Annotated in this window: 13 protein-coding genes; 3 read left to right on the top strand and 10 right to left on the bottom strand. The window is 68.4% G+C overall.

The window, feature by feature from the left end; all coding sequences use genetic code 11:
* Nucleotides 1-13 precede the first annotated feature (13 nt).
* Both KYX17_RS14720 and glgB read left to right on the top strand, forming a co-directional pair.
* Nucleotides 14-2095, top strand: a complete 2082-nt coding sequence (locus KYX17_RS14720) for a maltotransferase domain-containing protein (protein WP_374208950.1) — start codon at nucleotides 14-16, stop codon at nucleotides 2093-2095.
* Nucleotides 2092-4230 carry a 1,4-alpha-glucan branching protein GlgB gene (glgB, locus tag KYX17_RS14715; protein WP_243227714.1) on the top strand — a complete coding sequence of 713 codons (2139 nt, stop codon included), beginning with the start codon at nucleotides 2092-2094 and terminating at the stop codon, nucleotides 4228-4230. The genes KYX17_RS14720 and glgB overlap by 4 nt, the downstream gene beginning before the upstream one ends.
* 47 nt (nucleotides 4231-4277) lie before the next feature.
* Here the strand turns inward: glgB and KYX17_RS14710 are convergent, their stop codons facing one another.
* Both KYX17_RS14710 and KYX17_RS14705 read right to left on the bottom strand, forming a co-directional pair.
* On the bottom strand, nucleotides 4278-5204 hold the full coding sequence (locus tag KYX17_RS14710) for a tetratricopeptide repeat protein (protein WP_243227713.1): 927 nt from the start codon (nucleotides 5202-5204) through the stop codon (nucleotides 4278-4280).
* The gene (locus KYX17_RS14705) at nucleotides 5204-7030 is read right to left on the bottom strand and encodes a glycosyl transferase (RefSeq protein WP_243227712.1); all 1827 of its coding nucleotides are present in this window, start codon (nucleotides 7028-7030) and stop codon (nucleotides 5204-5206) included. The genes KYX17_RS14710 and KYX17_RS14705 overlap by 1 nt, the downstream gene beginning before the upstream one ends.
* Before the next feature lie 153 nt (nucleotides 7031-7183).
* Between KYX17_RS14705 and KYX17_RS14700 the strand changes: the two genes are divergently transcribed.
* A complete protein-coding gene (locus KYX17_RS14700; protein ID WP_243227711.1) occupies nucleotides 7184-8239 on the top strand; it encodes an AI-2E family transporter in 1056 nt (351 codons plus the stop codon).
* Here KYX17_RS14700 and KYX17_RS14695 read toward each other — a convergent pair whose 3' ends face one another.
* From KYX17_RS14695 to tsf, 8 genes are all read right to left on the bottom strand, one after another.
* Nucleotides 8240-8962, bottom strand: a complete 723-nt coding sequence (locus KYX17_RS14695) for an alpha/beta hydrolase (RefSeq protein WP_243227710.1) — start codon at nucleotides 8960-8962, stop codon at nucleotides 8240-8242.
* Nucleotides 8962-9249 carry a hypothetical protein gene (locus KYX17_RS14690; RefSeq protein WP_243228193.1) on the bottom strand — a complete coding sequence of 96 codons (288 nt, stop codon included), beginning with the start codon at nucleotides 9247-9249 and terminating at the stop codon, nucleotides 8962-8964. The genes KYX17_RS14695 and KYX17_RS14690 overlap by 1 nt, the downstream gene beginning before the upstream one ends.
* A gap of 2 nt (nucleotides 9250-9251) precedes the next feature.
* Complete coding sequence (locus KYX17_RS14685) at nucleotides 9252-9935, bottom strand: transglycosylase SLT domain-containing protein (protein ID WP_243227709.1); 684 nt, start codon at nucleotides 9933-9935, stop codon at nucleotides 9252-9254.
* A 59-nt stretch (nucleotides 9936-9994) separates the two neighbouring features.
* Nucleotides 9995-10612 (bottom strand): DivIVA domain-containing protein, encoded by a 618-nt coding sequence (locus KYX17_RS14680; protein WP_243227708.1) that lies wholly within the window; start codon nucleotides 10610-10612, stop codon nucleotides 9995-9997.
* Nucleotides 10609-11637, bottom strand: a complete 1029-nt coding sequence (locus tag KYX17_RS14675; protein ID WP_243227707.1) for a phosphatidate cytidylyltransferase — start codon at nucleotides 11635-11637, stop codon at nucleotides 10609-10611. Before KYX17_RS14675 ends, KYX17_RS14680 begins: the two co-directional genes overlap by 4 nt.
* Nucleotides 11638-11643: 6 nt before the next feature.
* Nucleotides 11644-12198: a ribosome recycling factor gene (gene frr, locus KYX17_RS14670; RefSeq protein WP_234075314.1), complete on the bottom strand. Its 555-nt coding sequence runs from the start codon at nucleotides 12196-12198 to the stop codon at nucleotides 11644-11646.
* 63 nt (nucleotides 12199-12261) lie between these two features.
* Nucleotides 12262-12978: a UMP kinase gene (pyrH, locus tag KYX17_RS14665; protein ID WP_243227706.1), complete on the bottom strand. Its 717-nt coding sequence runs from the start codon at nucleotides 12976-12978 to the stop codon at nucleotides 12262-12264.
* A gap of 81 nt (nucleotides 12979-13059) precedes the next feature.
* The gene (gene tsf / locus KYX17_RS14660; protein ID WP_243227705.1) at nucleotides 13060-13887 is read right to left on the bottom strand and encodes a translation elongation factor Ts; all 828 of its coding nucleotides are present in this window, start codon (nucleotides 13885-13887) and stop codon (nucleotides 13060-13062) included.
* Nucleotides 13888-13945 lie beyond the last annotated feature (58 nt).

The following is a 13945-nucleotide window of genomic DNA, read 5'->3' as shown; positions in this document are numbered from 1 at the left end:
ATAGGTTCGCTGTGTGGCCACTCCGACACGATCCCTCCCCGTCCGCACTCAACGAAGCGGTGCCGAGATCCCGCTGCGCAAGGTCGTCGCGTGGTCGTCCGCCGACACCGTGACCGGCCGCATCCCCCTCAGCGCGGAACGGCCGTCGACTCCCGACCCTCGGTTCGACCCTTCCGCCTTCGCGGGCGAGGTCGTCCCGTTCCGCGTGCGCGCGTTTCGGGAAGGACACGACCTGATCGGCGTACAGCTACGGCTGACCGCCCCGGACGGCAGCGAGTCGTTGCATCGGCTCAGCGCCCACGAGGACGGGTTGGACACGTGGGGCGTGCTGGTCACCCTGCTCGCGCAGGGGACGTGGTCCTTCCGCTTCGAGGCGTTCGCCGACCGGTATGCGACCTGGCGACACGCGGCCGAGCTGAAGATCCCGGCCGGTGTCGATGTCGCGCTCATGCGCGAGATCGGTGCGCTCCTGTTCGAGGATGCCGCCGCCCAGAAGGATCGCCCCGCGGCCGAGCGGCGTCTGCTGACCGAGCAGGCCGCGCTGCTGCGCGCGAGCACCACCGACGAGGCGGCCGCCCTCGCGATCGTGCACGACGAGAGGGTGGCCGATGCCTTCAGCGCACGCCCGCTCGGCGAGCTCTGGACCCTGGGGGCGACGCACGATCTGCTCGTGGAGCGCGAGCGGGCCGGTGTCGGCGCGTGGTACGAGTTCTTCCCGCGCTCCGAGGGAGCGACGCGACGCGCGGACGGGACCATCGAGCCGGGCACCTTCCGCACCGCTATGGATCGGCTCCCCGCCGTCGCGGCGATGGGATTCGACGTGCTGTACCTGCCGCCGATCCACCCGATCGGACGCACCCACCGCAAGGGCCCGAACAACACGCTGAACGCCGGCCCGGCCGACCCCGGATCGCCGTGGGCCATCGGCGCGGCCGAAGGCGGACACGATTCCGTCCACCCCGAGCTCGGCTCGCTCGCTGACTTCCGCGCGTTCCTGGATGCCGCCGCATCCGTCGGGATCGAGATCGCGCTCGATCTGGCGTTGCAGGCCTCGCCCGACCACCCGTGGGTGAAAGAGCACCCGGAGTGGTTCACCACCCTTCCCGACGGCACGATCGCGTACGCGGAGAACCCGCCGAAGAAGTACCAGGACATCTATCCCGTCAACTTCGACAACGACCCCGCCGGGATCCGTGCCGAGGTCCTTCGCATCGTGCGCCACTGGATCGCCCAGGGCGTGAAGATCTTCCGCGTCGACAACCCTCACACCAAGCCCCTGCAGTTCTGGGAATGGCTCATTCGCACCGTCCGCGACGAGGCACCCGACGTGGTCTTCCTGGCCGAGGCCTTCACCAGGCCGACGCCGCTGCGCGGGCTCGCGCAGGCGGGTTTCCAGCAGAGCTACACGTACTTCACGTGGCGCAACTCGAAGGCCGAGCTCGAGGAGTTCCTCGACTCGCTGGCCCACGAGACCGACGATTACCTGCGCCCCAACCTCTTCGTCAACACCCCCGACATCCTCACCGAGTACCTCCAGTACGGCGGCCGGGCGGCCTACCGTATCCGCGCGACGATCGCGGCGACCGCGGCCCCGACCTATGGCGTCTACGCCGGTTACGAGCTGTTCGAGAACGTCGCCCGCCCGGGCAGCGAGGAGAACATCGACAACGAGAAGTACGAGTACAAGCTCCGCGACTGGGCACGGGCCGAGGCCGAAGGCGACTCCCTGGCGCCGTACCTCACCTTCCTCAACCGCATCCGCCGCGAGCATCCCACGCTGCGCCAGCTGCGCAACCTCCAGATCCAGCACAGCGACGACGACGCGATCCTCGTCTATGCGAAGCACCTCGATGCTGCCCTCAGCGAGAGCGGCGAGAGTGACACGATCATCGTGGTCGTCAACGTCGACCCGCATTCCGCACGAGAGACGACCGTCCACCTCGACACCGAGGCGTGGGGCGTCCCCGCGGGAACGCCGTACATCGTCGAAGACCTGGTGACGGGTGCCACCTGGACCTGGACCGACCACAACTACGTGCGACTGGACGCATTCCGCGAACCGGCGCACATTCTGCACGTGAAGGGCCTCGCATGAGCCTCATCGAACCGCGGGTGCTCGACACCGTCGCCACCGGCTCCTACTACGCCCCCCACGACGTGCTGGGTCTGCACCCCGACGGCGAGACAGGCGGGGTGATCCGTGCCCGACGGCCGCTGGCCGCATCCGTCACGGCCGTCTTCGCCGACGGCCGCGAGGTCGCTCTCGACCACGTCCGCGCGGGCATCTGGGAGGGCACGTACCGCGGGGATGCGGGCGCCTACCAGCTCACCGCGACGTACGACGGCTCAGCCCCCTATACCGCCGACGACCCCTACCGCTTCTCCCCGACGGTCGGTGAGCTCGATCTCCACCTCATCCGGGAGGGACGTCACGAGCAGCTGTGGCAGGTGCTCGGATCCCACGTGCGCGATCACGAGGGCGTCGCGGGCACCTCGTTCGCGGTGTGGGCTCCCCACGCGCAGGCCGTCCGCGTCGCCGCCGATTTCAACGGCTGGGACGGCCAGTCCCACAGCATGAGGTCGATGGGCGCGAGCGGCGTGTGGGAGCTCTTCGTGCCGGGCGTCGGCGCAGACAGCACCTATAAGTACGAGCTCCTCACACGCGACGGTCGGTGGATCCTCAAGGCGGATCCGATGGCGCGGCGGGCCGAGCTTCCGCCGGCGACGGCTTCGGTCGTGACCGCGTCGAGCTACGAGTGGGGCGATGACGCGTGGATCGCCCAGCGGGCTGCCAGCCAGCCGCTCGAGCGCCCGATGTCCGTGTACGAACTGCACCTCGGCTCCTGGCGTCCGGGGCTCGGCTACCGCGACGCGGCGGACCCGCTCATCGAGTATGTGAGCGCCCAGGGGTTCACGCACGTCGAGTTCCTCCCTCTCGCCGAGCATCCCTTCGGCGGATCGTGGGGCTACCAGGTGAGCGGCTACTACGCGCCGACGAGCCGATTCGGCTCACCCGACGATCTCCGCTACCTCATCGACCGCCTGCATGCAGCCGGCATCGGCGTGATCATGGACTGGGTGCCGGGTCATTTCCCGCGCGACGAGTTCGCGCTCGCCCGCTTCGACGGAGAGGCGCTCTACGAGCACCCGGATCCCCGACGCGGCGAGCACAAGGACTGGGGCACCCTGATCTTCGACTACGGCCGGGCCGAGGTGCGCAATTTCCTCGTGGCCAACGCGCTGTACTGGTTCGAGGAGTTCCACGTCGACGGCCTGCGTGTGGATGCGGTCGCCTCCATGCTGTACCTCGACTACTCCCGCGAGGCCGGCGAGTGGGAGCCGAACATCTATGGCGGTCGCGAGAACCTGGAGGCGATCCAGTTCCTGCAGGAGACCAACGCGACCGTCTACAAGACGTTCCCCGGAATCGCGATGATCGCGGAGGAATCCACTAGCTACCCGGGCGTCACGGCGCCGACCAGCGCTGGGGGTCTCGGCTTCGGCTTCAAGTGGAACATGGGGTGGATGAACGACTCGCTCGTGTACATCTCGCGTGATCCGCTCTATCGCGCGCATCACGAGGGCGAGCTGTCGTTCTCGTTCGTGTACGCGTTCAGTGAGAACTACGTGCTTCCCATCAGTCACGACGAGGTCGTGCACGGCAAGGGTTCCCTGTTCGCGCGGATGCCCGGGGACCACTGGCAGAAGCTTGCGGGGATGCGATTGTTCCTCTCGTACATGTGGGCCCACCCCGGCAAGCAGCTGCTGTTCATGGGGCAGGAGTTCGGCCAGATCGCGGAGTGGTCCGAGTCGCGTTCGCTGGAGTGGTGGCTGCTCGACCAGCCCGCCCACCGAGAGCTGGGCGACTTCGTCGCATCCCTCAACGCGACCTACCGTGACACCCCGGCGCTGTGGCAGCGGGATGCGGACGGCTCCGCGTTCTCGCGCATCGGCGGACCCACGTGGAATCCGAACGTCTCGGCGTTCATCCGCTGGGATGCCGACGGCCGGCCCCTGGTGGCCGTCTTCAACTTCTCGGGGGCACCGCTGCACGACTACGAACTGGATCTGCCGCTCGCGGGCGTCTGGCAGGAGCTGCTCAACTCCGACGCATCCGCCTTCGGAGGCTCCGGGGTCGGCAACCTCGGCGCGGTGACCGCCGACGCCTCCGGGCGCGCACGTCTGACGCTGCCGCCGCTCGGGGCGCTCTGGCTCTCACCCGCGGACTAACCCCGGGTTCGCCACACGGTTGTGGGGCGAACCCGGGCGCCTCGGCCTCAGAACAGGAGCGAGGCGAGGAGTCCGCGCGCGCGGATGACGCGGGGATCCGCGTCCCCGACGAGGCCGAACAGCTCGAGCAGACGCGTGCGGACGGGTGCGCGTTCGTCGGCCGGCAGCGCGGCGAAGAGATCGAGCAGCCGTGCGAACGCATCGTCCACGTGTCCGCCCGAGATGTCGAGGTCGGCCACGAGGAGTTGCGCGTCGACGTCGGTGGGTGCGGCAGCGGCCGCGGCCCGGGCCTGCTGCAGGTCGGCGCCCTGCACACGCTGGAGCAGACGCACCTGCCCGAGGCCGGCTTGCGCATCGGCGTCGCGCGGGTTCTCCGCCAGGGCACGCTCATAGGCGGCGGCCGCTCGCGCGTAGTCGCCTTCTTCGATCGCGACGAACGCCTCCGCGTGCAGCGGTGGCAGCGGCGGCTCTTCGGCCGCATCCGCCGTGCTCTCCGGGCCCGCATCGACCGTGCCCGTCACACCGTTCTGCGCTGCGAGCTGCAGGAGCTGTGAGAAGACGTCGCGGACCTGCTCCTCGGGCACGGCGCCGGTGAACAGCGGAACCGGCTGCCCGCCGACCAGAGCCACGACCAGAGGGATCGACTGCGCGCGGAAGCCCTGCGCGATCTGCGGGTTGGCGTCGACATCGACCTTCGCCAGGACGAGGCGACCGGCGAGCTCGTGGACGACCTTCTCGAGGATCGGGCTGAGCTGTTTGCAGGGCCCGCACCATTCGGCCCACAGGTCGACGACAACAGGGACCGTCCGCGAGAGCTCGAGGATCTCGCCGAACGTCGCGTCGGTCACATCCCGGACGAGGGAGCCCGAGGTCGGGGCGGACGGCGCGACGTTCGAGCCCGGGGCGGGCCGGTTGCGCAGCGCGGAGAGGTCGACGGCACCGCGCAGCACGGCACCAGGGGCCTGATCGGACATCACAGAACCTTCGCTTCCAGGATGTTGGAGGTGTAACCGAGGAGTCGGATCTTCTCTGAGGATCCCTGCGCCGGCACGTAGAAGAACAGCTGGTCGGCGAAGGTCGAGCTCACGCCGGTGGCGGACTCCGACACACCGGTCAACGCCTGCGCGGTCGGGTTGTCGGTCAGCTTGATGACGACATCCCCGCTGTTGGGAGTCACCGTGTCGACCTCGTTGACCGAGACGGCGACGATCGCCCCGCTCTCGAGCGTTGCGAGCGCGAGCGGCTGCTGGCTGCCGGCCTGGGCCGCGAACTCGATCGTGCCCGTCGAGGCGCCTGTCTCATTGAACTTGTCGCGACGCTCCTGACGGTTCTTGGCGACGTTCTGGCTGAACAGGTCGGTCTGCTCGTCGAAGAGCCCGATGGATGCGCTGTCCTTGCCGTTGTTCAGCACGTCGGCGTAGGCCTCGGCGAGCTTGTCCGGCGCGACCGTCAGGAAGGACGAGTCCGGCGGCACCTGGGAGGCGCCGATGTAGGCGGGCGCGAGGTCGGGCATCTCGACCGATCCGAGCAGATCGCCGATGTACGACAGCTTGTAATCCGCCCACTGATCGGCCTGCGTCAGGAACATGATCGTGGAGACGGGGCCCTGAGCGCCCTCCTTCTGCACGACCGCCATCACCGTGCGCGGCCACTCGTCGAACGCCTGCGGCAGGATGATCTGCGTCGGTTCGGCGGGGATCGGGGGCAATGCCGCCTCGTCGGCCAGGGCACCGCGCAGCACATAGTTGGTGTTGCGCTCTGCCAGCGCGGCTCCGTCGAGCCGGGTGGCCGCGAGGTTCGCGTCGCGTGCTTCGTCGGCGGACGCGACCGTCGTCGAGATACGCTGCAGGATCGTCTGCGCCTGCGCCTCGGTCACCGCGGGTGCCTGCTGGTCGGCGGAGTCGACGATCGCGGCGGTCTGAGAGGACGTCGGCGTGGGAGCCAGATCCGGCCACGCGTCGGGCGAGCAACCGGTGAACACGAGTGCACCGACCACCGCGAGCGGGATCGCGAGGAACGGACGACGCGAGGATCGTCGTGACGGCGTCGCGCTGATCACGCCCTTCGCTCCGGGTTCTACCGCCAGATCGATCGGCTGCGTCTCGGGCAGGGGCGGCGGCGCCTTGCGACGCGGTCCGCGCGAGCGCCGGTCGTGTCGGATGGCGAGGATGTATAGGACGATCCCCGCGACGAGGGCGACGCCGCCGAGCAGCATGAGAGGGCCCGCCCACGGTGTCGTCTGCACGATGTTCCAGGTGATGCTGGCCTCGGCGGGCGCGGGCTTGGTGCCGTCCGAGGCGATCAGCACGCTCATCGAGTCGGGCAGCTGCAGGGGAACGCTGACCGCACGGTCGTCGCTGTACTCGGCGAGCCACAGGTCGGACCCCGCGGGATTGCGGTTCTCGGTCGACTCAGGTGCGGTCGCGGCCTCGCCCTCTCCCGCCGCCGTGTCCGCGGGCGCATCCGTCGCGGTGACCTCGGGCTCGACCACCGCCGCATTCAAGACGCCGTCCTCACCCGTCGACACTTCGTTGTACGTCTGATCGGAGAGCCATGCGCGCATGTCGGCGGTGCGACCGTATGCGACGAAGACGCCGTCGGAAGACGAGACGCGCAGCGTCTGCGTACCGGGCAGAGAAGTCAGGACCGCGCCGTCGACCATCGTGTACGCGGTTCCGTCCGCAGCGGGGATCTCGGCACTCTGCGTGGACGGCCCGTAGAAAACGGTCCGTTGAGCGATGCCTGCCCCGATGAGCAGAGCGGCCAGTACGAAGGCCGCGACGGCCCAGACGAAACGCACGAAATCTTCCTCCCATGCCCGCGGAGCGGAACGATCCGACATTCGAGACTAGCCGAGACGCCTGTGTGTTGCGCGAGAGGGGGTCGCTGCCGCCTCTACAGGGACGTCCCCCGTATCGTGTGTGCAGCACGTTCCGCTCCTCGAGGAGGCACTGTGAAGCTCCACAACCCGTTCCGCATCGCCTTCATCGGCACGCTCGGCGTCGGCCTGGGGCTTCTGCTCATCGGCAGCGTGCAGACCCTGTCGACGATCCTGCTGTACATCGGAACGGCGCTCTTCCTCTCGCTCGGACTCGAGCCCGTGGTGGCGTGGCTGACGAGACGGCGGCTGCCGCGCTGGTCCGCCGTGCTGGTGACCGTCCTCGGCGTCCTCGCGATCTTCGCCGGCATCGTCTGGATGGTCGTGCCGATCATCGTGAGTCAGGTCAGCCAGCTGGTCGAGGAGGTCACGCGATTCCTGCAGAGCACGTCGTGGCAGGACGTCAAGAACTGGATCCACTCGACCTTCCCGGGCATCCAGGACAGCACCATCGACGACACCGTGACGAATGTGCAGGACTGGGCTCTGTCGAACTGGGGCAACATCACCGGTGGCGTCATCAACGCGAGCCTTGCGTTCCTGGGCGGCTTGACCGGCGCCTTCATCGTCTTGATCCTCACGATCTACTTCACGGCGTCGACGCCGAACCTCAAGGCAGCGGTCTACAGCCTCGTCCCCGCGTCGCGCCGTCCGCGCTTCATCGAGCTGTCCGAGCAGATCACCGACTCCGTGGGCTACTACGTCATGGGGCAGGTCAGTCTCGGTGTGATCAACGGGGTGTTGAGCGCGATCTTCCTGACGATCATCCAGGCCCCCTTCCCGGCCGTCCTGGCCGTGATCGCGTTCTTCTTCTCGCTCATCCCCCTGGTCGGAACGCTGACCGGCTCCGTCATCATCGTCCTGACCTGCCTCATCCCCGGGCTCGGGTCGCCGACGACCGCGCTCACAGCGGCCATCTGGTACGTCATCTACATGCAGCTCGAGGCGTACCTGGTGTCGCCGCGCATCATGAGTCGCGCCGTCGCCGTCCCCGGCGCAGTGGTCGTGATCGCGGCCCTCGCCGGCGGGTCGCTGCTCGGACTCCTCGGCGCTCTCGTCGCGATCCCGGTCGCCGCGAGCATCCTGATCATCTATCGACAGGTGATCGTCCCGCGCATGAACGAGCGCTGATCAGAGCGTCGGCCCGTCCCAATGGGTCGGCAGAGGCGCGGCCCCAGGATTGACGATCTCGACGATCTCGCCCAGCACACGACGGGTCTGCGCCTCCCCCACCCACAGGTGCTTGCCGCCCTCTACGGGGATCAGGGTCATGTCGGGGACCGACGCGAACCGGCGACGCGCCTCGTCGGGGCGCAGATAGTCGTCGAACTCGGGGATCAGCGCAACCAGTCGTCGAGGATCGCCCTGCCAGGCGGCGACATCGCCCTCCGTGGCTCGATGCAGCGGAGGCGAGAGGAGGATCGCGCCGTCGACGGGATGCTCCCTGCCGTACTTGAGCGCGAGCTCCGTGCCGAACGACCAGCCGACGAGCCACGGATGCGGCAGTGCGCGCTCCGCGACGAACTCCATCGCCGCGGCGACGTCGGCTCTCTCGCCGACCCCCTCTCCGAATCGACCGTCGCTTCGCCCGCGCGGCGACGAGGTGCCCCGCGTGTTGAAGCGGAGAACGGCCAGGTCTGCAAGGGCGGGCAGCCGCGCCGCGGCCTTGCGGAGGATGTGCGAGTCCATGAAGCCGCCGTGGGTCGGCAGCGGATGAAGCGTCACGAGGGCGGCGACCGGCTCCTTTTCGAGCGGGAGCGCCAACTCCCCCACGAGTTCGAGACCGTCCGCCGTGCGCAGGACGATGTCCTCGCGCCGCGCCGGAAGCACACTCGCACCACGGATCTCAGCCATCACGCCACCTTCCAACAGTGAGAATGCCAGTGCCGCCGAGCTGCAAGGTCGGCGGCGTCACCCATGACACCGTCCGCGCGCCACACGACGAGGTGCGCGGTTCCCGCCGGAATCACGCGGTGACAACCGGGACAGGTGTACTCCTTGACCGCCTGCACCGCCGAGATCGGCTGTACCGTCCACTCGCGTCCGCCGCGAGACTCCGTCCGCTTCCACCCGGCCAGCAGGCGCTGGAACGACTCCTCGGAGCCGGTCTGCGCGGGCCGCCGCCGACGCGATCGCGCCACGGTCACCACCAGTGGTTGTTGATCCAGAACGCGTACGCGCCCGCCCAGCTGCCGTACCGACCGACGGCGTATCCGGTGGCCCAACGCAGATTGTCGACGGGGTCGTATCCGTTGCCGGGAACCTTGCTGCACGGCAGCGCCTGCACAAGGCCGCACGCGCCCGAGCTGCGGTTCGTGGCGTTCGGGTTCCAGCCGCTCTCCTTGGAGACGATGTAGTCGACGTAGCCCCAGTCGCTCTCGGCGATCCCTGCGGCTGCCATCCATTCGGAGGGGGCTCCGCCACCCGAGTAGAACGGGGTCGCGGGCGAGGCCGCAGCGACCTTGGGCTCGGGCTCGGGCGGCGGTTTCGGCTTCTCGAACGCGCTGTACGAGTCGCGGTCGAGGGTCACGACCGCACCCGACGCGACGACGAGGCTCTGCGCATCGCCGAGCGTGCTCGAATAGACCGTTTCAGCCTCCGACGGGGCGGGTGCGCTCTCGGTGAGAGCGAATGCCGCGGGTCCGACGGATGCGGCAGCGAAAGCCAGTGCAGCGACTCCGGCGAACACCCCCACGACCCCGCGACGGCGCGACCAGCGCGCGTTCGACGCGGCCTTCGAGGCGGGCGCCGAGGCCGGACCCACCAGCGCTCGAGCGGACCGTCGGGTCAGCGGCGCCGGGTTTCGGGTGTCATCTCCGGAAGTCACGATCTCCCGATTGTAACGATTTGGTCCTGAGAACGCCATGCGAGCACGCCCGGCGCCGTTCAACCGACCGCCAGCATGATCTCGACGACGGCATCGAGCACCGCATCCACCTGGGTCTCGCGGTATCCGCCGCGTTGCATCCTGAACGCGACCGAACGCACCTGTTCGACGGTGAGACCCGTGCCGTCAGTGAGGTAGCCCGCGATCCGATCGGCCACGAGGTCGACTTCCTCGACGCGATACCCGTAGTGGACGACCGAGACGCGGTCGAAGCGGTGTCTGCGCTCGCGTCCCAGTCGGTCGAGTACGACCTGTGCGTCCTCACGCTGCTGCTGCACCCAGGCCCGTGCGCCCAGTCGGGCGATCGTCTGCTGACGCTCCTGCGCGGCGAACGCGTCCTCGACGCGACCGAGGGCGGCATCCACCGGCCCGATCGCGTACCCGCCGCGCACGAGCGCGAACGACACGTCACGGACGTCGGAAGCGCCGACCGCCGGCTCGCCGGGCGCATCGGACTCGAAGGCCTCCCGTGCACGCGCGAGGAAGGCATCCACGGCGGCAGGGTCGTAGCCCTTGGCCCGCCCCTGCACACGAGGGAACGCGTTGTGATGCGACGAGGCGGAGATCGCCGTGTCGTCACTGCGCTGCTCGAGCGCGGATTCGTCGTGGACTGTCATGAGACCGCCAGAGGTGTCAGCAGATAGAACAGAGCAAGAGCTGCGGGAGCGGACGGGAGGATGGAGTCGAGGCGATCGAGCACACCGCCGTGCCCCGGCAGCCAGGAGCTCATGTCCTTGATTCCGAGATCACGTTTGAGCATGGATTCGCCCAGGTCGCCGGCGGTCGCCGTGCCCAGGATGACCAGGCCGAAGATGATTCCGCTCCACCAGGGCAGTCCGAGCATCAGCCACGACAGCAGGATCCCCGCGACGACCGCGGCAAGGGCCGCCCCGGCGAAGCCCTCCCAGGTCTTCTTGGGGCTGATGCGAGGCGCCATCGGGTGGCGGCCGAGGGTCAGCCCCGTCACGTAAGCGCCCGTGTCGGAGGCGATCGCGACGATGAGGAACGCCATCACCCACCACTCGCCGTGCTCCTGCCGCAGCAGCACCAGCGCGAGGCTCGCGAGGAACGACACATAGACGGGAAGAAGAGCCCCCGCCAGGACGTCGTCGACGACGGCGGCGTATCTTCTGCCGTCTCGCGCGATCATCTGCCCGAGCAGACGCCACACCACGATGAGGACGACCGCGACGAACAGCGACACCCAGTGGAGCCAGAGGTCGAGGAAGTACGCGGACAGCAGGATCATCACCCCGCCTGCCAGCTGCGGGACGACATCGACCTTGCGGCCCGACGCTTGCAGCGCACGGGCGAACTCGAATGTGCCCAGAAGCGCCACACCCGCGCCGAAGATCAGGAACGGCCACTTGACGAACACGAGTGCGACCAGCACCACGGCGCCGATCGCGACCCCGATGACGATCGCGAGGATCAGGTCCCGGCCGGTGCGCTGTTTGATGCGCTCGTTCGCTTCTTCGAACTCGGCCCGCGCATGCGCGACCTGCAGTTCGAACTCGTTCCGCCGCGTGCGAATCGGCGGCGACTGATGTTCCGCCCCGACACGATCGCGTCCCGGCGGCATTCCTTGCCCGGGTGTCGCACTCTCTGGTGCGACCCCGGCGGCATCGGATGCGTCGGACATGCCTTCTCAGACCTCGAGGAGCTCGGCTTCTTTACGCTTGAGCGCCTCGTCGATCGCGTCGACGTGCGACCGCGTCAGAGCGTCGAGGTCCTTCTCAGCGCGCACGAGTTCATCCTCGCCGACCTCGGACTTCAGCGCGTCGAGCTCGTCCTTGGCCTTGCGGCGGATGCCGCGCACGTGGACCTTCGCGTCCTCGCCCTTGCTGCGCACGAGCTTGACGTACTCCTTGCGGCGGTCCTGGGTCAGCTCCGGCATCGTCACTCGGATGATGTTGCCGTCGTTGGTCGGGTTGGCGCCGAGGTTGGGCATATCGCGGATCGCCTGCTCGATCGCCTTCAGCGCCGACTTGTCGTAGGGCGTCACGATGATCGTGCGCGCCTCCGGGTTGTTGAGCGAGGCGAGCTGCGCGAGCGGGGTCGGCGTGCCGTAGTACTCCACGCTCAGCTTCTGGAAGAGCTGCGGGTTCGCACGCCCCGTTCGGACGGTCGAGAAGTCCTCTTTGGCCGCTTCCACGGCACGTTCCATACGTCCGGCGGTTTCGGTCAGCACATCGGCGATCACGGTAACTCCCTTATATCCAGCAGTTTTCGAGTCTAGTGGCGGGGCGAGCCCCGCACGCGGAGGTCACGCCGTGACGAGTGTGCCGATCTCATCGCCGCGCAGGGCGCGCGTGACGTTGCCGGCGGGCTCCATTCCGAACACCCGCATGTCGATGCGGTTGTCCATGCAGAGGCTGAAGGCGGTGGAGTCGACCACCTTGAGTCCCTGCATGAGCGCGTCGCTGTAGGTGATCCGGTCGAGCTTGACCGCCGAAGAGTCCTTGTTGGGGTCGGCCGTGTAGACCCCGTCCACGCCGTTCTTCGCGACGAGGACCTCGTCGGCACCGATCTCGAGCGCGCGCTGCGCGGCGACGGTGTCGGTGGAGAAGTACGGCAGGCCCGCTCCCGCACCGAAGATCACGACCCGCCCCTTGGCCATATGGCGCTGCGCGCGGCGCGGGATGTACGGCTCGGCGACCTGCGTCATCTCGATGGCGGACTGGACGCGGGTCGCGGCGCCCGCCTGCTCGAGGAAGTCCTGCAGCGCGAGCGCGTTCATGACGGTGCCGAGCATGCCCATGTAGTCCGCGCGGCCGCGGTCCATGCCGCGCTGGCTGAGCTCGGCGCCGCGGAAGAAGTTGCCGCCGCCGACGACGATCGCGATCTCGACCTCGTCGACGGCCGCAGCGATCTCACGAGCGATCTGGCTCACGATGTCGGGGTTGACTCCGAGGGAGCCGGCCCCGAAGGCCTCCCCAGAGAGCTTCAGAAGGACGCGACGGCGCCCGGTCGATTCGTCCATGTGTGCGTCCTCTTCTCGTCGGGTCAAAACTACGGCATGCGAAAGGCCCGCACCGACGACGATGCGGGCCTTTCGAGCGACTTACGCGCCGACCTTGAAGCGGGCGAAGTCGGTGAGGGTCAGTCCTGCGTCGGAGGCGACCTTCGCGACGGACAGCTTGTTGTCGCGCGCGTAGTCCTGGTCGAGCAGGGCGACCTGCTTGAAGAACGCGTTCACGCGGCCCTCGACGATCTTCGGCAGCGCGGCCTCGGGCTTGCCCTCGTTGCGGGAGATCTCGGTGACGATCTCGCGCTCCTTCTCGACGTCGGCCTCGGGCACGTCGTCACGGGAGAGGTAGGAGGGGTTGGCGAAGGAGATGTGCTGCGCGATGCTCCGCGCGGTCTCCGCGTCGTCGCCCGAGTAGATCAGCACGACGCCGACCTGCGGCGGGAGGTCCTTGCTGGTCTTGTGGAGGTAGACCTCGGCGTGATCGCCCGAGAGGGTGCGCACGCGACGCAGTTCGACCTTCTCGCCGATGATCGCGGCCTCATCGGAGATGAGCTGCTCGACGGTCTTGCCGTCGACCGGCGCGGCGAGGGCGGCCTCGACGGAGTCGGCGGCGACGGCAGCGGCGGCCTCGACGACCTTGTCGGCCAGAGCGATGAAGCGCTCGTTCTTCGCGACGAAGTCGGTCTCGGTGTTCAGCTCGATGAGCGTGACCTTGCCGTCGACCTCACGCGCGGCCACGAGGCCCTCGCTGGTCGAGCGGTCCGCACGCTTCGCGTTGCCCTTCGCGCCCTTGAGGCGGAGGATCTCGACGGCCTTCTCGAGGTCGCCGTCGGCTTCCTCGAGGGCCTTCTTGGTGTCGACCATGCCCGTGCCGAGCTGCTCACGCAGAGCCTTGATGTCGGCGATGGTGAAGTTTGCCATGAGTGGCGGCTCCTTCTGTTGGGAGAGTTCTCGCGGATGCCGATCGGCGCGGCCGGTT

Source organism: Microbacterium sp. CIAB417 (genome assembly GCF_022788845.1).
The sequence above is the reverse complement of the archived record's forward strand: the minus strand, read 5'-3'. Positions and strand labels throughout refer to the sequence as shown.

Excerpts from the sequence above, each read along its gene's own strand:
- KYX17_RS14675 (WP_243227707.1), bottom strand. The coding sequence starts at position 11,637 with ATGTCCGACGCATCCGATGCCGCCGGGGTCGCACCAGAGAGTGCGACA.
- KYX17_RS14710 (WP_243227713.1), bottom strand. The coding sequence starts at position 5,204 with ATGTCCGATCAGGCCCCTGGTGCCGTGCTGCGCGGTGCCGTCGACCTC.
- tsf (WP_243227705.1), bottom strand. The coding sequence starts at position 13,887 with ATGGCAAACTTCACCATCGCCGACATCAAGGCTCTGCGTGAGCAGCTC.
- KYX17_RS14695 (WP_243227710.1), bottom strand. The coding sequence starts at position 8,962 with ATGGCTGAGATCCGTGGTGCGAGTGTGCTTCCGGCGCGGCGCGAGGAC.
- pyrH (WP_243227706.1), bottom strand. The coding sequence starts at position 12,978 with ATGGACGAATCGACCGGGCGCCGTCGCGTCCTTCTGAAGCTCTCTGGG.
- glgB (WP_243227714.1), top strand. The coding sequence starts at position 2,092 with ATGAGCCTCATCGAACCGCGGGTGCTCGACACCGTCGCCACCGGCTCC.
- KYX17_RS14680 (WP_243227708.1), bottom strand. The coding sequence starts at position 10,612 with ATGACAGTCCACGACGAATCCGCGCTCGAGCAGCGCAGTGACGACACG.